A 17523-nucleotide genomic window follows, 5' to 3' on the forward strand; every position below is an offset into this window, starting at 1 on the left:
GCGGAAGTGGCCGCATTACCCTGCTGGCAGTGTGGTCCTTTGCTCCCCCTGTGAATGCCGTTCAACGGCATTACGGCGCAGGTCCGTTGGCCGGAAGCCGTGCGGGCGGAGGAGCTGTCGGCGTCGATACACAGCCGCTGCGGATCCGCAAGCGAATTTTCATGCCCTCCGCGTCCGGTATACGGACATGCGGGTCCGATAGGTGTGTAACAAGTCCGTTTCGCAGGGATCTTTCGGCAAACCCTTTGTCCGGATTTTGGAAGATGTACGCGTCAGGTGTGATCGAACCGAGACCTTGTGGGTGTGGTTCGGCCACGGCGCATGGCAGATAGTTAGGCGCGTAGAGCTCGGATCAACGGGTCACGCGCTGCAGGCGGCGCCGACTCACGAGCGCGGGGGACACCTGACCGTTTCAGGCACCGGTGACGGTGACGTGTCATGTGTCCCTCCATGCGGTGAACCAATGGACTCATGAGGAGGAGCCCCATGCGTGGTGCCAAGAGCGCCAAGTGGGTTGCGATAGCTGCGGTTGTGGCGCTGGGGGCCACTGCGTGTGGCGGTGGCGGCGACAGCAAGGGCGACAGCAAGGCCGCGGTCGACCCGAACGGGATTTTCTCGGTCGAGTCCGGTGAGCCGCAGAACCCGCTGCAGCCGGCCAACACCATGGAGTCCTACGGCAGTCTCGTCGTCAAGTCGCTGTTCTCGCAGCTGGTCAGCTACGACTCCGCGGGCAAGATCGTCATGGTCAACGCCCAGTCGGTGGACAGCAAGGACAACAAGACCTTCACGGTCAAGCTGAAGTCGGGCTGGAAGTTCCACGACGGCACCCCGGTCACCGCCACGTCCTACGTCAAGGCGTGGAACTGGGCCGCGAACCCGGCCAACAAGCAGACCAACAGCTTCTGGTTCTCCGACATCCAGGGCTACGACGAGGTCGCCCCGGCCAAGGGCAAGCCCAAGGCCACCGAGATGTCCGGTCTGAAGGTCGTCGACGACAACACCTTCACCATCACGCTGTCCAAGGCCATGCCGTACTTCGTGTACAAGCTCGGCTACGAGGTCTTCTCGCCGCTGCCGGAGTCCTTCTACAAGGACCCGAAGGCCGCGGGCGAGCACCCGATCGGCAACGGCCCGTACAAGTTCGTCAGCTGGCAGCACAAGAAGCAGATCCAGGTCGCGAAGTACGCCGACTACAAGGGTCCGGACGCGGCCAAGAACGGTGGCGTGATCTTCAAGAACTACGCCAGCCCCGAGACGGCGTACGAGGACCTGAAGTCCGGCAACGTCGACGTCCTCACCCAGATCGCCCCGAAGGACCTGCCGGTCTACAAGCAGGACCTCGGCAGCCGCGCGATCGACCAGTCGTTCTCCGCGATCCAGACGATCGCCGTGGCGTACTACACCAAGCAGTGGAAGAACATCGACCCCAAGGTCATCCAGGGCCTGTCGATGGCGATCGACCGCAACACCATCACCAAGACCGTCCTGAACAACACCCGTGAGCCCGCCACCGGCTGGGTCGCCAAGGGTGTCCTGGGCTACAAGCCGAACGTCGCGGGTGACGTCACCACGTACAACCCGACGAAGGCCAAGCAGCTCATCAAGGAAGGCGGCGGCGTTCCGGGCAACAAGATCTCGATCCAGTTCAACGCCGACGGCGGGCACAAGGACTGGGTGGACGCGGTCTGCAACTCCATCACCAACGCGACCGGCGTGAAGTGCGTCGGCGACTCCAAGGCCGACTTCCAGGCCGACCTGAACGCGCGTGACGCGAAGCAGGTCAAGTCGCTGTACCGCTCCGGCTGGGTGCTCGACTACCCGTTCATCGCCAACTTCATCCGTGACCTCTACGGCACGAAGTCGGACGGCAACCAGGGCGGCTTCTCCAACAAGAAGATCGACGACGAGATCGCCGCCGCCGACAGCGCCAGCACGCTGGAGGAGTCGGAGCAGAAGTACCAGGAGATCGAGGCCCAGCTCAAGGACTCGATGCCGAGCATTCCGCTCTGGTACTACAAGGTCAACGCGGGCTACTCCGAGAAGGTCAGCGGCGTCAAGTTCAACCAGGCCGGCGACCCGGTCCTGGAAGGCGTTCAGGTCGCGAAGAAGTAACCACAAGCCCGTATCCGGGGCGCGGAGGAGTCGCGCCCCGGCAACGGCCGTGGCTGGGGGGCCCTTTCCGCACGCATCATTCAACGGTGCGCGGGGAAAGGGCCCGTCGGCTGCCGCTGTGACTGACATGGAGGCACGATGGGGCGCTACGTCGCACGACGACTGCTCCAGATGATCCCGGTTTTCATCGGGACAACCCTGCTGATTTTCCTCATGGTCTACGCCCTGCCCGGTGACCCCGTGCGCGGGTTGTTCGGCGACAAGGGCGGCAGCCCGCAGGTGATCGCCCAGTTGAGACATCAGTACGGTCTGGACCAGCCGATCCTGGTCCAGTACTGGCATTACATGAAGAACATGGTTCTGCACGCCGACTTCGGCACGCAGATCGCGAGCGGCCGTCCCGTCACCGACGTACTCGGCGACGCCTTCCCCGTCACCCTCCGTCTGGCCGCTCTCGCGTTCCTCATCGAGATGGTGTTCGGCATCGCGCTCGGCATCGTCGCCGGCCTGCGCGCCGGGCGGATCACGGACAACGCGATCCTGCTGGTCACCCTGCTGCTGATCTCGGTGCCGGTGTTCGTCCTCGGTTACATCCTCAAGGTCATCTTCGCCTTCGACCTGAACTGGCTGCCACCGAACGTCAACGACTCCACGAACGTCAACGAGTTGCTGATGCCCGCGATCGTGCTGGCGACCGCGTCACTGGCGTACGTGACCCGGCTCACCCGCACCTCGATCGCCGAGAACCTGCGCGCCGACTACATCCGCACGGCCGTCGCCAAGGGTCTGCCGAGGCGCCGCGTCGTGGGCGTGCACCTGATGCGCAACTCGCTGATCCCGGTGGTCACTTACCTGGGTACCGACATCGGCGCGCTGATGGGCGGCGCGGTCGTCACCGAGGGCCTGTTCAACATCCAGGGCGTGGGAGGCACGATCTACCAGTCGATCGTGCGCCGCGAGGGCACGACCCTGGTGGGTCTCGTGACCATCCTGGTCCTCGTGTACCTGCTCGCCAACCTGCTCGTCGACCTGCTTTACGCGGTCCTTGACCCGAGGATTCGCTATGCCTGACGTGACCAAGACCGTGCCCGAGGCCGCCGCCGAGGACGCCGCAGTCGCGGCGGCCGGCGGAACGCTGCCCGAGCCGAAGCCGGAGAAGACCCGCAGCCTGTGGGGCGACGCCTGGCAGGACCTGCGGCGCAGCTGGATCTTCATCGTCTCGGCGGTGCTCATCCTGCTGCTGCTGACGATCACCTTCTTCCCCGGCTGGTTCACCAGCGTCGACCCCGCCCACGGCGACCTGGCCAAGCACTTCCTGCAGAAGCCGAGGCTGGGCAAGTTCTTCGCCCCGGACTGGCTGGGCTACGACCAGCAGGGCCGCAGCGTCTACGCCCGCGTCATCTACGGCGCCCGGGCCTCCATCGCGGTGGGCTTCGGCACCACCGTCGCGGTGACGCTGGTGGGTGGCCTGGTCGGGATGATCGCCGGCTACTTCGGCGGGGTCGTCGACTCGATCCTGTCCCGGCTGACCGACGTGTTCTTCGGCATCCCGTTCCTGCTCGGCACCATGGTCGTGCTCAACTCCTTCCAGGACCGCACGACCTGGGTCGTCATCGGCGCGCTGAGCTTCTTCGGCTGGACGCAGATAGCCCGCGTGATGCGCGGCGCGGTGATCACCACCAAGCAGGCCGACTACGTGCACGCGGCCCAGGCGCTGGGCGCGAGCACGCCGCGGATCATGTTCCGGCACATCCTGCCGAACACCCTGGCCCCGGTGATCGTCGTCGCCACCATCTCGCTCGGCATCTACATCTCCGCCGAGGCGACCCTGTCGTACCTGGGCCTCGGCCTGAACGGCGTGTCCTGGGGCAACGACATCTCGGACGGCGGCAGCCAGATCCGAGTCGCCCAGTGGATCATGATCTACCCGTCGATCCTGCTGATCATCACCGTGTTGGCGTTCATCATGCTCGGTGAGGCCGTCCGCAACGCCCTCGACCCGAAGATGCGCTGAGGGAGGCGTACGTGACCATCATCGAAGAAGTTTCCGTGCCCTCGCCGCGCGAGGGCGACAACGGCCCGCTCCTCGAAGTGCGTGACCTGCACGTCGAGTTCCACACCCGCGAGGGCGTGGTCAAGGCCGTCAACGGCGTCAACTACAGCGTCGCCGCGGGCGAGACGCTCGCCGTCCTCGGCGAGTCGGGCTCCGGCAAGTCGGTGACCGCGCAGGCCATCATGGGCATCCTCGACATGCCCCCGGCGAAGATCCCGCAGGGCGAGATCCGCTTCCTGGGCGAGGACATGCTCCAGATGTCCGGTGAGGACCGCCGCAAGATCCGCGGCCGGCGCATCGCCATGATCTTCCAGGACGCGCTCAGCTCCCTGAACCCGGTACTGTCGGTCGGCTACCAGCTCGGCGAGATGTTCCGCGTTCACCACGGCATGTCCAAGAAGGACGCCAAGGCCAAGGCCATCGAGCTGATGGACCGGGTGAAGATCCCGGCCGCCGCGGCCCGGGTGAACGACTACCCGCACCAGTTCTCCGGCGGTATGCGCCAGCGCATCATGATCGCCATGGCGCTGGCCCTGGAGCCCGAGCTGATCATCGCCGACGAGCCGACCACGGCTCTCGATGTGACGGTCCAGGCCCAGGTCATGGACCTGCTCGCGGACCTGCAGCGCGAGTACAACATGGGTCTGATCCTCATCACCCACGACCTCGGCGTGGTCGCCGACGTCGCGGACAAGATCGCCGTGATGTACGCGGGCCGGATCGTGGAGACGGCCCCCGTCCACGAGCTGTACAAGCGGCCCGCGCACCCCTACACGCGCGGTCTGCTGGACTCGATCCCGCGCCTGGACCAGAAGGGCCAGGAGCTGTACGCGATCAAGGGTCTGCCGCCCAACCTGCTGCGCATCCCCACCGGTTGCGCCTTCAACCCGCGCTGCCCCAAGGCGCAGGACATCTGCCGCACGGACATTCCTCCGCTGCTGCCGGTGACCGAGCAGGACGGCGCGGAGCTGCCGGGCCGCACCTCGGCCTGCCACTTCTGGAAGGAGACGCTCCATGGCTGAGCTCAGCAAGAACGACGAGCCGCAGGACGTCACTCCGAACGTCTCCGAGGTGGACGTGGTGGACGCCCACTCCGAGGCGGAGTCCGTCGCCGCCATCGAGGCGCCCGTCGAGCGGGGCGAGCCGATCCTGCAGGTGCGTGACCTGGTCAAGCACTTCCCGCTGACCCAGGGCATCCTGTTCAAGAAACAGGTCGGCGCGGTCAAGGCCGTCGACGGCGTCTCCTTCGACCTGCACCAGGGCGAGACCCTGGGCATCGTGGGCGAGTCCGGCTGCGGCAAGTCGACGGTGGCCAAGCTCCTGATGAACCTGGAGCGGGCGACGGCCGGCGAGATCTTCTACAAGGGCCAGGACATCACCAAGCTGTCCGGGCGCGCGCTGAAGGCGGTCCGCCGCAACATCCAGATGGTGTTCCAGGACCCTTACACCTCGCTCAACCCCCGTATGACGGTGGGCGACATCATCGGCGAGCCCTTCGACATCCACCCCGAGGTGGCCCCGAAGGGCGACCGGCGCCGCAAGGTGCAGGAGCTGCTGGACGTCGTCGGCCTCAACCCCGAGTACATCAACCGCTACCCGCACCAGTTCTCCGGCGGCCAGCGCCAGCGCATCGGCATCGCCCGCGGCCTGGCGCTCAACCCCGAGATCATCATCTGCGACGAGCCGGTCTCGGCCCTGGACGTCTCCGTCGAGGCCCAGGTCATCAACCTGATGGAGCGACTGCAGGACGAGTTCAACCTCTCCTACATCTTCATCGCGCACGACCTGTCGATCGTCCGGCACATCTCGGACCGGGTGGGTGTGATGTACCTCGGCAAGATGGCCGAGATCGGCACCGACGAGCAGATCTACGACCACCCGACGCACCCCTACACCCAGGCGCTGCTCTCCGCCGTGCCCGTGCCCGACCCGGAGGCCCGCGAACACCGGGAGCGCATCATCCTCACCGGTGACGTGCCCTCCCCGGCCAACCCGCCCTCCGGTTGCCGCTTCCGCACCCGGTGCTGGAAGGCCCAGGACAAGTGCGCCGAGGAGGTCCCGCTGCTCGCGATCCCGGAGCGCTTCAAGGACACCGACTCCCCGGCGGCCCACGAGTCGGCCTGCCACTTCGCGGAGGAGAAGGACGTCGTCCACGCGTAGCCTGCGGCGGCTGAGCAGTTGTCCCCGGTACCCGGTGTTGTAGGGGTGCCGGGGACTTGCGTTCAGGGTGCGGGCCGTCGCGCGACCGCGGGGCGCTTGTGGCTGGTCGCGCAGTTCCCCGCGCCCCTTGGGTGATTCGGGCGTCTCTGCTCGTGGGGTGCCAGGTGCCGGCGACTTGGGTTTCGGGTGCGGTGCCGTCGTGGCTGGTCGCGCAGTTCCCCGCGCCCCTTGGGGGGTTCAGGCGCGCCCTTCTGTGGGGTGCCGGCGTTTTCGTTGGAAGAGGGCGAGTTGCTGCATCACGTCGAGTTGTGGGTGCCGGATCTGGGGCGGGCAGTGGGGGAGTGGGGCTGGCTGCTGGGCAGGCTCGGCTGGGCGCCGTACCAGGAGTGGGAGCGGGGCAGGAGCTGGCGGGCGGCCGGGACCTACCTGGTCGTCGAGGAGTCCACGGCGATGAGCGGCACCGCCCATGACAGGATGCGGCCGGGCCTCAACCACCTGGCCTTTCACGCCGGTTCGCGGTCCGACGTCGACGCGCTGGCCGAGGACGGTCCGGCCCACGGCTGGCGGCCCCTCTTCGCCGAGCGCTACCCGTATGCCGGCGGACCTGGCCACTACGCCGCCTATCTCGCCAACTCGGACGGCTTCGAGGTCGAGTTGGTGGCGGCCGAGGCTACGTAGTCACCCGGGCCAGGGCCCAGTGGCAGGCTACCTGGGTCTCGTCGGAGCCGGTCAGGATCTCCAGGTCCTGGGTGCGGCAGGCGTCCGCCACCCCGGCGCGTTCCGCCTCGCCGCTCGCCAGGATCTGGCAGCGGGCGTGGAAGCGGCAGCCGGAGGGGATGCGGGAGGGGTCGGGGGGCTCGCCGGTCAGGACGACCGGGGCGCCGGGCGCCTCCGGGAGGACCGACAGCAGGGCCTGGGTGTACGGGTGCCGGGGCGCCGTCAGGACCTGCTCCACCGTGCCCGTCTCCACGATCCGCCCCAGGTACATCACCGCCACCCGGTCGGCGACGTTCCACGCCAGCCCCAGGTCGTGCGTCACCACCAGTGCGGACAGGCCCAGTTCGGTGCGCAGACGCAGCAGCAGGGCGAGGATCTCCCCGCGTACGGAGGCGTCCAGCGAGGCCACCGGCTCGTCGGCGACGATGAGTTCGGGCTGCAGGACCAACGCGCCCGCGATGACGACCCGTTGGCGTTGACCGCCGGACAGCTCGTGCGGATAGCGCAGGAAGAACCGTTCGGGTGGGCGGAGCCCCGCGCGGGACAGGGCCTCGGCCACCGCCGTGCGTTCGTCGCCCGGATGCCCGTGGATGCGCAGGCCCTCGGCGACCGCCTCGTACACCGTGTGCCGCGGGTTCAGCGAGCCGCTGGGGTCCTGCAGGACCAGCTGGACGCGCCGGCGGTAGGCCTTCAGTGCCCGGGAGGAGTACTCCAGCGGCTTCCCGTCGAAGCGGACGCTGCCCGAGGACGGTTCGACCAGCCCCAGCAGCGAGCGCGCCAGCGTCGTCTTGCCGCAGCCCGACTCGCCGACCAGCGCCACGATCTCCCCGGCGCCGATGTCGAGATCCACGCCGTCCACAGCCCGGGCGGGCGCGGCGCCGTGGCGGCCGGGGAAGGTCACGTGCAGGTCCCGTGCGCTCAGCAGGGGTGCCGGAGTCGTCATGTCGTGCTCCTCACGTCCTCCGTCGGACCGGCAGGCGGCGAAACCGTCGCCCCGACGTGTACACACGCCGCCCGCCGGCCGGGTCCGGCCTCCCTGAGCGGCTGGTCCAGCACCGCGCACTCGTCCAGGGCGACCGGGCAGCGCGGGTGGAAGGTGCAGCCGGACGGCAGGTCCGCCGGGTCGGGCGGGTCACCGGCCAGCCCGCGCGGGGCGAACCGGGACACCGGGTCGCCGATGCGCGGGAACGCCGACGACAGGGTCTTGCCGTAGGGGTGCAGCGCGTCCTCGTACACGGCCCGCGCCGGGCCCTCCTCGACCACCCGGCCCGCGTACATCACGGCCAGCCGGTCGCAGGTGTCGGCGAGGACCGCCAGGTCGTGGCTGATCATGATCAGGCCCAGCTCCTGCTCGGACACGAGCTGTTCGATGAGCCGGAGGATCTGCGCCTGGATCATCACGTCCAGGGCGGTGGTCGGCTCGTCGGCGATGACGAGCCGCGGGGCGCAGGCCAGCGCCATGGCGATCATGACGCGCTGCCGCTGACCGCCGGAGAGCTCGTGCGGATACGCCCTCGCCCGCGCGCCCGGCAGGCCCACCTGTTCCAGCAGCTCACCGGCCCGCCGCTTCGCCGCCGCCGGCGTCGCGTCGCCGTGCAGCAGGATCGGCTCGGCGATCTGGTCGCCGACGCGGTGCACGGGGTTGAGCGAGTGCATGGCCCCCTGGAAGACGATCGAGGCGCCCGCCCAGCGCACCGCGCGCACCCGGCCCCACCGCATCGTCAGGACGTCCTCGCCGTCGAGCAGGACCTCACCGCCCACCTTCGTGCCGGCCGGCAGCAGCCGCAGCAGGGCGAGTGCCAGCGTGGACTTGCCGCAGCCCGACTCACCGGCGACCCCGAGCTTGCGGCCCGCCTCCAGGGACAGGTCCACACCCCGTACGGCCTCGGCCCCGCCCGGATACGTCACGGTCAGACCCCGGACCTCCAGCAGCGTCAACGGGTCACCCCCAGCCTGGGATTGAGCACGGACTCCACCGCCCGCCCGCACAGCGTGAACGCCAGCGCCACCAGCGCGATCGCGATGCCCGGCGGCACCAGGTACCACCAGTCGCCGGCGCTGACCGCGCCCGCCTCGCGCGCGTCCTGCAGCAGCCCGCCCCACGAGATCACCGTGGGATCGCCGAGCCCGAGGAAGGCGAGCGTCGCCTCGGCGAGGACGGACGAGGAGATCATCAAAGTGGTCTGCGCCAGCACCAGCGGCATCACGTTGGGCAGCACGTGCCGGCTCATGATGTGCCAGTGCCCGCCGCCCAGCGCCTTCGCCCGTTCGATGTACGGCCGTGACTCCACCGCCAGTGTCTGGGCGCGCACCAGCCGGGCGGTCGTGGGCCACGAGGTGACGCCGATCGCGAGGATCACCGTGCCCAGGGAGCGGGTCATCACGGTGGCCAGCGCGATGGCGAGCACCAGCGCCGGCATCACCAGGAACCAGTCCGTGATCCGCATCAGCACGGTCGCGTAGGCGCCCTTGAAGTGCCCGGCGGTGACCCCGACGACCGTGCCGATCACCACCGACAGCACGGCCGCGAGCAGCCCGACCAGCAGCGAGATCCGCGAGCCCCACACCACAAGCCCCAGCACACTGCGCCCGAAACGGTCGGTGCCCAGCGGGAGGTCGAGGCTCGGCGCCTGCAGCGGAGCGCCGGGAGCGTCGGTCACGCCGGCCACACCCGAGCCGACGGTCAGCGGCGCGGTCAGCGCCATCAGGGCGAACAGGACGAGCGCGGCCAGGCCGATCACTCCGGCGCGGTGGGTGCGGTAGCTGCGCCAGAACCGGGCGGCGGACCGGCGGCGGCGCTGCCAGGTGAGCCGGCCGGGGGTCGCGGGTGCCGCGTCGGCCGTCATCGGCCCACCCGGGGGTCGAGCAGCGGATAGAGCAGGTCGGCCAGCGTGTTCATGACGATCACCGCCGAGGCGAAGAAGAGGAACAGGCCCTGCACGAGCGGCAGGTCGGGCACGCTCAGCGCCTGGTAGAACAGTCCGCCCAGGCCCGGCCAGGAGAAGACGGTCTCGACCAGGATGACGCCCGCGACGGTCCGGCCGAGGTTGACGAAGACGAGGGTGACCGTGGGCAGCAGCGCGTTCGGTACGGCGTGCCGGCGGCGCACCAGGTCGTCCCTGAGCCCCTTGGCGCGGGCCGTCGTGAGGTAGTCGCTGCCCATCTCGTCCAGCAGCGCCGAGCGGGTGACGAGCAGCGTCTGGCCGTACTCGACCGCGACCAGGGTGATCACCGGCAGGACCAGGTGATGGGCGACGTCGCCGACGTAGGCGAAGCCCTCCTTGCCGCCCGACTCCATGCCGCCGGTCGGGAACAGTCCGGGGATCGGGCCGAGCCCCACGGCGAACACGATGATCATCAGCAGGCCGAGCCAGAAGGACGGGACGGAGTAGAGGGTGAGCGCCAGGCCGGTGTTGAGCTTGTCGCCGAGCCTCCCGTGCCGCCAGGCCGAGCGGGTGCCGAGGAACATACCGAGCGCCGTGTAGAGCACGAAGGCGGTGCCGGTCAGCAGCAGGGTGTTCGGCAGCGCCTCCGTGATCTTGTCGATGACCGGGGCGCGGAACTGGTACGAGGTGCCCAGGTCACCGGTGAGCGCCTTGCGGCAGTAGTCGGTGAACTGTTCCCACATCGGCAGGTCGAGCCCGAACTCCTTGCGATACTCGGCCAGTTGGGTGGCCGAGACCGGCCGGCCGCCCGTCATGGTCTTGACCGGGTCGCCCGGGATCAGCCGGAACAGGAAGAACCCGGTCACCAGGACTGCCAGCAGCGAGACGGCGGCACCGCCCGCCTTGCCGGCCACGTACCGGGGATAGGCGGTGCCGGTACGGGGCCGTCTCGCCCGGGCGACGGGCGCGGTGACTGCGTCGGAGACCATGAACCACCTATTCGCGGTCGTCGGCGGTCGTACGGCGGCGCATCGCGAAGAACACCCCGGCGGCGGCGAGGACCACGACCCCCGCGACGACACCGACGATCACCCCGGTCGAGGAACCCCCGGAGGAGGAACCGGAGTCCGCCGGCACGGCCGACCACCAGCTCCAGTAGCCGTCCTGGCCGTAGATGTTGCCTGCGGACTTCGGCATCGTCGTGATCGACTTGATCTGGTCGGTGCGGTAGGCCTCGACGGCGTTCGGGTACGCCATGACGTTCATGTACCCCAGGTCGTACAGCCGCGACTCCATCTGCTTGACGATGTCGGCCCGTTTGGCGGAGTCGTACTCGGCGAGCTGCTTGGCGTACAGCTCGTCGTAGGTCTTGTCGCAGATGAAGTTGTCGGTCGCCCCGGTGTCCTTCGGGGCGGCCGGCAGGGCCCCGCAGGTGTGGATCGACAGCACGAAGTCGGGGTCGGGGTTGACCGACCAGCCGTCGAAGGCGAGGTCGTACTTCCCGGCGAGCCAGGGGTCGGTGACGTTGTCCAGGCAGTCCAGCGTCATGCCGATGCCGAGCTTGCCCCACCACTCCTTGAGGTACTGGCCGACCGCCTTGTCGTTGGGGTCGGTGGCGTGGCACAGGACGCGGTAGTTCAGCGGCTTGCCGTCCTTGCCGGTCCGCTTGCCGTCGGCGTTCTTCTTGTAGCCCGCCTCATCGAGGAGTTGAGCGGCCTTGGCGGGATCGTAGGAGAGGTCCTGGCTCGCGGAGGGCTTCCAGAAGTACGTCGAGAAGCGGGGTGGGATGTAGCCCTGGCCCTCGACCGCGTGGCCCTGGAACACCTTGTCGATGACGGCCTTGCGGTCGACCGCCATGAACAGCGCGTTGCGCACCCGCTGGTCCAGCAGGGACGGGTCGCCGTCGCCGAACTTCTGGCCGTTCCGCGCCTTCGCGCCCGGGTTGGTGGCCAGGGCGTAGAAGCGGCGGCCCGGGCCCTCGTTGACCTGGATGTCCTTCTGGCCCTTGAGGGACGACGCCTGAGCGGGCGTCAGGGCGGGCTGGCCCGCCACGAAGGAGACCTCGCCCTTGCGCAGAGCGGCCACCGCGGCGTCCTGGTCCTTGTAGTACTTGAAGACCAGCTCGTCGAACTTGGGCGCCCCGCGCCAGAAGTCCTTGTTGGCCTTCAGCCGGACGTAGCTGTCCGCCTTGTAGTCGGTGAGCACGAACGGGCCGTCACCGACGATCGGGAACTTCTTGTCGTTGTTGAACTTCGAGAAGTTCTTGACGTCCTTCCAGATGTGCTCGGGCACGATCGGCACGTCCAGGGCCGTCATCGTCGCCTGCGGCTTCTTCAGCCGGATGACCAGCTGGGTGGGGCTCGGGGCGGACACGGTACGGAAGTTGGCGACGAAACTGCCGTTCGCGGTGGCCGCCGCCTCGTCGGTCATCATCTTGTCGAACGTCCAGGCCGCGTCCTTGGCGGTCACCTTCTGCCCGTCCGACCACTTGGCGTCGGAGCGGATGGTGTACGTCCAGGTGAGCTTGTCGGCGGACGGCTTCCAGCTGGTGGCGAGGCCCGGCACCGGGTGCGCGTCCCCGGGGTCGTAGTCGGTGAGGTACTCGTACGTCAGCCGCAGGATGCTCGTGCTGAGCAGTCGGACCGCGAGGAAGGGGCTGAGCGAGTCGACGCTCTGGGCGACGGCGACGGTGAGTGTCTTCTTGCCCTCGGCCGCCTGGGCCCGCTGGGGCGCCGGGTTGAGCGGGGTCGCGAGGCCTGCCGAGACGGTCAGGGCGACGGCGCCGGCGGCCGCGACGAGCCGGGCCGTGCGGTGACGTGGGCTTCTCGTCTGTGAACGCCTGGTGCCGTGCTGGTCTTGTGGACTCATGAATCGTGACCTCGCGTCATCGCTCGCACAGGGAGGGCTTGTTCGGACTTCAGGACCGGGTTCCGCCTGGTGACGCCAGCTGGGTGATGAGTGTGTCTATCAGCGGGTGTCTGCGCCCGTCAACGGCCCGCCAAACATGATGTGGCCTGCGGAAACGATGATTTGATGTTCGATCCGGCCAATATTGGTCGAGACCGGTGAAGGGGCCCTGGTGGAGGGCTGGCGCTGTCAGCGGACGGATTCGGCCACCGTGATGATCTCGTGACTGTCGGCCCTCAGGGGGCCGCGTTCCCAGTCGCCGTACTGTTCCGTCACGCGAAGCCCCGCGCCGCGGAGCGTCCTTGACAGGGCGTCGGCCGAAAAGAAGCGCCGGGTGGCGCGGCAGGTCTGCGGGCGGGGCCAGGGGCCGCCCTCGAACGTCGTCGTGAAGGTCACCCGCTCGCCGCCGCCGGTCCCCTCCACCTCGCGCCACACCCGTACGGCACGGCCGTCCGGGCCGGTGACGCGGCGCACGTGCTCCGGCGTCCACTCGGCCCAGGCGCCCGCCGCCGGATTCCGGGTGCCGAACACGAACCGCCCGCCGGGAGCCAGGGCGGCGCGCACACCGCTCAGCGCGAGCCGCAGCTCCTCGTCGCCCACGAACACCTGGAAGGTGTGCCCGGTCATCAGGACCAGTTCGAACTCGCCGTTCCACGCCCGCGACCGCAGATCCCCGAGCACCCATTCGACCCCGGGCTCGCGACGCCGTGCCTGGACGAGCATCGCGGCGGCCGGATCCAGACCGGTCAACCGCCCCCGGTGCCCCTCCCGGCGGGCCCGCGCGAGCAGCCGGCCGGTGCCGCAGCCCGCGTCGAGCACCGACCGGGCGGACATCACCAGCCCCAGACAGAAGTCGTCGCCCGGCCCCCACGGGTGGAGGGCGTCGTAGAGGGAGGCGAGGGAAAGATCGGCGAACGATCGGTCGACCACGCGCGGAAGTGTGTCACAAGCCACCGAACGCAAGGACGTGAACAACCGTCTTCTCACCACCCCCGAGCCCGCATCTTGCCTTGCCCGGATATCGGGCCCCGCCCGGCAAGCCGGAACCGGCCACCGTCCTGCGAACGGGTGCGTCGGAGTGCGGGGGGTTCGTGTTGATCACATATTGACCGGTAACGGACCGGCATTCCTGAGGAGGCACTCCATGCGCGGAGCCACGCACGCCAAGTGGGCCGCATGCGCGACGGCGGTCGCGCTCGCCGCGACTGCCTGCGGAGGCGGTGGGAGCGACAGCGGGAGCGGGAGCGGGTCCGGCGGTGGGGTGCTCAGCTCGTCCTGGGGCGATCCGCAGAACCCGTTGGAACCGGCCAACACCAACGAGGTGCAGGGCGGCAAGGTCCTGGACATGATCTTCCGCGGGCTGAAGCGGTACGACCCCAGGACGGGCGCCGCCAAGGACATGCTCGCCGAGAAGATCGACACCACGGACTCACAGAACTTCACTGTCACCGTCAAGAGCGGCTGGAAGTTCAGCAACGGTGAGGCCGTCAACGCCAAGTCCTTCGTCGACGCGTGGAACTACGGCGCCAGCCTGAAGAACAACCAGAAGAACGCGTACTTCTTCGGATACATCGAGGGCTACGACAAGACGCACCCGGACACCGGCAAGCAGACCGCGGACACCCTCTCCGGTCTCAAGGTCACCGGCGACCGCACCTTCACCGTCAAGCTCACCCAGAAGTTCTCGACCTTCCCCGACACCCTCGGCTACGCGGCCTACTCCCCGCTGCCGCAGGCGTTCTTCACCGACCACGCCAACTGGATCAAGAAGCCGGTCGGCAACGGCCCGTACACCGTGCAGTCGTACACCAAGGGCTCGATGATGTCGCTGCGCAAGTGGGACACCTACCCCGGCAGCGACAAGGCGCAGAACGGCGGCGTCGACCTCAAGGTCTACACCGACAACAACACCGCCTACACCGATCTGATGGCCGGCAACCTCGACCTCGTCGACGACATCCCCGCCGCCCAGCTCAAGAACGTCAAGAACGACCTCGGCGACCGCTACCTCAACACACCCGCCGGCATCATCCAGACGCTCGCGTTCCCGTACCACGACAAGAACTGGAACACCAGCGGCTCGGTGAAGGTCCGCAAGGGCCTGTCCATGGCGATCAACCGCAAGCAGATCACCGAGACGATCTTCCAGAAGACCCGCACACCCGCCACCGACTGGACCTCGCCCGTACTCGGCACCAAGGGCGGCTTCCAGGACGGGCTGTGCGGAGACGGCTGCACCTACAACCCGAGCGAGGCCAAGAAGCTCGTCCAGGAGGGCGGCGGCCTGCCCGGCGGCCAGGTCAAGATCACGTACAACGCGGACACGGGCTCGCACAAGGAGTGGGTGGACGCCGTGTGCAACTCCATCAACAACGCCCTCGGCAAGGACAAGGCCTGCGTCGGCAACCCGTTCGGCACCTTCGCGGACTTCCGCAACCAGATCGGCCAGCACAAGATGACCGGGCCGTTCCGCACCGGCTGGCAGATGGACTACCCGCTCATCCAGAACTTCCTGCAGCCGCTCTACTACACCAACGCCTCCTCCAACGACGGCCAGTGGTCCAACAAGGACTTCGACAAGCTCGTGAACCAGGCCAACGCCGAGACCGACACCGCCAAGGCGATCGGCATCTTCCAGAACGCCGAGAAGGTCGTCCGCGACAACATGGCCGCCATCCCGCTGTGGTACCAGAACGGCAGCGCCGGCTGGTCCGACCGCCTCTCGAACGTGGCCCTCAACCCGTTCAGCGTCCCGGTGTACGACGAGATCAAGGTCGGCTGAGCCCGCATGGGCAGGTACGTGCTCCGGCGTCTGCTCCAGATGATCCCGGTGTTCATCGGGGCCACGCTGCTGATCTTCCTGATGGTGAACGTGATGGGCGACCCCATCGCGGGCCTGTGCGGCGAGCGGCAGTGCGACCCGGCCACGGCCGCCCAGCTGAAGAAGGAGTTCGGGCTCGACAAGCCCGTGTGGCAGCAATACCTGACCTACATGGGGAACGTCTTCACCGGTGACTTCGGCACCGCCTTCAACGGGCAGAAGGTCACCGAGCTGATGGCGACGGCGTTCCCCGTCACCATCCGGCTGACGATCGTCGCGATCCTCTTCGAGATCGTCATCGGCGTCACGCTGGGCGTCATCACGGGCCTGAAGCGGGGCCGCCCCGTCGACACCTCCGTCCTCCTGCTCACCCTCGTCGTCATCTCCGTCCCCACCTTCGTCACCGGCCTGCTGCTGCAACTGCTGCTCGGCGTCGAGTGGGGCTGGATCAAACCCTCGGTCTCCCCGGAGGCCACCTTCAGCGAGCTGATCGTGCCGGGCCTGGTACTCGCCTCGGTCTCCCTCGCCTACGTCACCCGGCTGACCCGCACCTCCATCGCGGAGAACCGCCGCTCCGACTACGTCCGCACCGCCGTCGCCAAGGGCCTGCCCCGGCAGCGGGTGATCGTCCGGCACCTGCTGCGCAACTCCCTGATCCCCGTGGTCACCTTCATCGGCACCGACATCGGCGCCCTGATGGGCGGCGCCATCGTCACCGAGCGGATCTTCAACATCCACGGCGTCGGCTACCAGCTCTACCAGGGCATCCTCCGGCAGAACACGCAGACCGTCGTCGGCTTCGTGACCGTCCTCGTCCTCGTCTTCCTGGTCGCCAACCTGCTCGTCGACCTGCTGTACGCCGTACTCGACCCGAGGATCCGCTATGCCTGAGCAGCCGTACGAACAGGAGGGCGCCATCGCCGGCACCGGAATGGGCGGCGCGATGGACCTCGCGGCGAGCGAGGCGACGACGCTCGAGAAGACGCCGGGCGGACCGGATGGCACCGGCCCGGCCGGCAAACCCCGCTCGCTGTGGTCCGACGCCTGGCGCGACCTGCGCCGCAACCCCGTCTTCATCATCGCGGGTGTCGCCATCCTCTTCCTGGTCTTCATCTCGCTGTGGCCCTCGGCCATCACCTGGATGAGCCCCCTCAAGTGCGACCTGGCCAAGGCCCAGCAGGGCTCCCAGTCCGGCCACCCCTTCGGCTTCGACGGCCAGGGCTGCGACGTCTACACACGCACCGTCTACGGCACCCGTACGTCCGTCACGGTCGGCGTCTGCGCCACGCTCGGGGTCGCGATCCTCGGCTCGGCACTCGGCGGCCTCGCGGGCTACTTCGGCGGCGCGTGGGACTCGTTCCTCTCCCGCGTCACCGACATCTTCTTCGCGATCCCGGTCGTGCTGGGCGGCCTGGTCCTGCTGTCGGTGGTGACCAGCAACACCGTGTGGCCGGTCGTCGGTTTCATCGTGCTGCTGGGCTGGCCACAGATCGCCCGCATCGGCCGCGGCTCCGTCATCACCGCCAAGCAGAACGACTACGTCCACGCCGCCCGCTCCCTGGGCGCCTCCAACTCCCGCATCCTGCTCAGGCACATCGCGCCCAACGCGGTCGCCCCGGTGATCGTCGTCGTCACCATCGCGCTCGGCACCTACATCGCCCTGGAAGCCACCCTGTCCTTCCTCGGCGTCGGCCTGAAACCCCCGAACGTCAGCTGGGGCATCGACATCTCCGCCGCCTCCCCCTACATCCGCAACGCCCCGCACATGCTCCTGTGGCCGGCCGGCGCCCTCGCCATCACCGTCCTCGCCTTCATCATGCTCGGCGACGCGGTCCGCGACGCCCTCGACCCGAAGCTGAGGTGAGCCG

15 protein-coding genes are annotated in these 17523 nt (G+C 68.4%); 9 read left to right on the forward strand and 6 right to left on the reverse strand.

Going from position 1 to position 17523, the window contains the following annotated elements:
- Positions 1-486: 486 nt before the first annotated feature.
- The 6 genes from FBY22_RS02540 to FBY22_RS02565 all read left to right on the forward strand — a co-directional run bounded on the left by FBY22_RS02540 (position 487) and on the right by FBY22_RS02565 (position 7003).
- A complete protein-coding gene (locus FBY22_RS02540; protein ID WP_142142262.1) occupies positions 487-2112 on the forward strand; it encodes an ABC transporter substrate-binding protein in 1626 nt (541 codons plus the stop codon).
- 138 nt (positions 2113-2250) lie between these two features.
- Positions 2251-3183, forward strand: coding sequence for an ABC transporter permease (locus tag FBY22_RS02545; RefSeq protein ID WP_142142263.1), 933 nt, complete (start codon positions 2251-2253; stop codon positions 3181-3183).
- On the forward strand, positions 3176-4126 hold the full coding sequence (locus FBY22_RS02550) for an ABC transporter permease (protein ID WP_142142264.1): 951 nt from the start codon (positions 3176-3178) through the stop codon (positions 4124-4126). Before FBY22_RS02545 ends, FBY22_RS02550 begins: the two co-directional genes overlap by 8 nt.
- An 11-nt stretch (positions 4127-4137) precedes the next feature.
- Entirely contained in the window at positions 4138-5187 is a 1050-nt protein-coding gene (locus FBY22_RS02555) for an ABC transporter ATP-binding protein (protein ID WP_142142265.1), read from the forward strand.
- Positions 5180-6325 carry an ABC transporter ATP-binding protein gene (locus tag FBY22_RS02560; protein ID WP_142142266.1) on the forward strand — a complete coding sequence of 382 codons (1146 nt, stop codon included), beginning with the start codon at positions 5180-5182 and terminating at the stop codon, positions 6323-6325. The genes FBY22_RS02555 and FBY22_RS02560 overlap by 8 nt, the downstream gene beginning before the upstream one ends.
- Positions 6326-6613: 288 nt before the next feature.
- The gene (locus FBY22_RS02565; RefSeq protein ID WP_142142267.1) at positions 6614-7003 is read left to right on the forward strand and encodes a VOC family protein; all 390 of its coding nucleotides are present in this window, start codon (positions 6614-6616) and stop codon (positions 7001-7003) included.
- Here the strand turns inward: FBY22_RS02565 and FBY22_RS02570 are convergent.
- The 6 genes from FBY22_RS02570 to FBY22_RS02595 all read right to left on the reverse strand — a co-directional run bounded on the left by FBY22_RS02570 (position 6996) and on the right by FBY22_RS02595 (position 13764).
- A complete protein-coding gene (locus FBY22_RS02570) occupies positions 6996-7985 on the reverse strand; it encodes an ABC transporter ATP-binding protein (protein WP_142142268.1) in 990 nt (329 codons plus the stop codon). The genes FBY22_RS02565 and FBY22_RS02570 overlap by 8 nt on opposite strands.
- A complete protein-coding gene (locus FBY22_RS02575; RefSeq protein ID WP_142142269.1) occupies positions 7982-8980 on the reverse strand; it encodes an ABC transporter ATP-binding protein in 999 nt (332 codons plus the stop codon). The genes FBY22_RS02570 and FBY22_RS02575 overlap by 4 nt, the downstream gene beginning before the upstream one ends.
- Positions 8977-9888 carry an ABC transporter permease gene (locus tag FBY22_RS02580; protein WP_142142270.1) on the reverse strand — a complete coding sequence of 304 codons (912 nt, stop codon included), beginning with the start codon at positions 9886-9888 and terminating at the stop codon, positions 8977-8979. The genes FBY22_RS02575 and FBY22_RS02580 overlap by 4 nt, the downstream gene beginning before the upstream one ends.
- The gene (locus FBY22_RS02585; RefSeq protein ID WP_142142271.1) at positions 9885-10916 is read right to left on the reverse strand and encodes an ABC transporter permease; all 1032 of its coding nucleotides are present in this window, start codon (positions 10914-10916) and stop codon (positions 9885-9887) included. Before FBY22_RS02585 ends, FBY22_RS02580 begins: the two co-directional genes overlap by 4 nt.
- A gap of 7 nt (positions 10917-10923) precedes the next feature.
- Complete coding sequence (locus FBY22_RS02590; RefSeq protein ID WP_142142272.1) at positions 10924-12795, reverse strand: ABC transporter substrate-binding protein; 1872 nt, start codon at positions 12793-12795, stop codon at positions 10924-10926.
- A gap of 228 nt (positions 12796-13023) precedes the next feature.
- Positions 13024-13764, reverse strand: a complete 741-nt coding sequence (locus tag FBY22_RS02595; protein WP_142142273.1) for a trans-aconitate 2-methyltransferase — start codon at positions 13762-13764, stop codon at positions 13024-13026.
- A gap of 214 nt (positions 13765-13978) precedes the next feature.
- Here FBY22_RS02595 and FBY22_RS02600 point away from each other — a divergent pair, with 214 nt between their 5' ends.
- From FBY22_RS02600 to FBY22_RS02610, 3 genes are read left to right on the forward strand one after another with little or no spacing between them, the layout of a single operon-like run.
- Entirely contained in the window at positions 13979-15616 is a 1638-nt protein-coding gene (locus FBY22_RS02600; RefSeq protein ID WP_142142274.1) for an ABC transporter substrate-binding protein, read from the forward strand.
- A gap of 6 nt (positions 15617-15622) precedes the next feature.
- Positions 15623-16546 carry an ABC transporter permease gene (locus tag FBY22_RS02605; protein ID WP_142142275.1) on the forward strand — a complete coding sequence of 308 codons (924 nt, stop codon included), beginning with the start codon at positions 15623-15625 and terminating at the stop codon, positions 16544-16546.
- The gene (locus tag FBY22_RS02610) at positions 16539-17519 is read left to right on the forward strand and encodes an ABC transporter permease (protein WP_142142276.1); all 981 of its coding nucleotides are present in this window, start codon (positions 16539-16541) and stop codon (positions 17517-17519) included. Before FBY22_RS02605 ends, FBY22_RS02610 begins: the two co-directional genes overlap by 8 nt.
- Positions 17520-17523 lie beyond the last annotated feature (4 nt).

Origin of the sequence: Streptomyces sp. SLBN-31 (assembly GCF_006715395.1) — a bacterium.
Classification (GTDB): Bacteria; Actinomycetota; Actinomycetes; order Streptomycetales; family Streptomycetaceae; genus Streptomyces.

Excerpts from the sequence above, each read along its gene's own strand:
- FBY22_RS02605 (WP_142142275.1), top strand. The coding sequence starts at position 15,623 with ATGGGCAGGTACGTGCTCCGGCGTCTGCTCCAGATGATCCCGGTGTTC.
- FBY22_RS02550 (WP_142142264.1), top strand. The coding sequence starts at position 3,176 with ATGCCTGACGTGACCAAGACCGTGCCCGAGGCCGCCGCCGAGGACGCC.
- FBY22_RS02590 (WP_142142272.1), bottom strand. The coding sequence starts at position 12,795 with ATGAGTCCACAAGACCAGCACGGCACCAGGCGTTCACAGACGAGAAGC.
- FBY22_RS02610 (WP_142142276.1), top strand. The coding sequence starts at position 16,539 with ATGCCTGAGCAGCCGTACGAACAGGAGGGCGCCATCGCCGGCACCGGA.
- FBY22_RS02580 (WP_142142270.1), bottom strand. The coding sequence starts at position 9,888 with ATGACGGCCGACGCGGCACCCGCGACCCCCGGCCGGCTCACCTGGCAG.
- FBY22_RS02560 (WP_142142266.1), top strand. The coding sequence starts at position 5,180 with ATGGCTGAGCTCAGCAAGAACGACGAGCCGCAGGACGTCACTCCGAAC.
- FBY22_RS02540 (WP_142142262.1), top strand. The coding sequence starts at position 487 with ATGCGTGGTGCCAAGAGCGCCAAGTGGGTTGCGATAGCTGCGGTTGTG.
- FBY22_RS02545 (WP_142142263.1), top strand. The coding sequence starts at position 2,251 with ATGGGGCGCTACGTCGCACGACGACTGCTCCAGATGATCCCGGTTTTC.
- FBY22_RS02570 (WP_142142268.1), bottom strand. The coding sequence starts at position 7,985 with ATGACGACTCCGGCACCCCTGCTGAGCGCACGGGACCTGCACGTGACC.
- FBY22_RS02600 (WP_142142274.1), top strand. The coding sequence starts at position 13,979 with ATGCGCGGAGCCACGCACGCCAAGTGGGCCGCATGCGCGACGGCGGTC.
- FBY22_RS02585 (WP_142142271.1), bottom strand. The coding sequence starts at position 10,916 with ATGGTCTCCGACGCAGTCACCGCGCCCGTCGCCCGGGCGAGACGGCCC.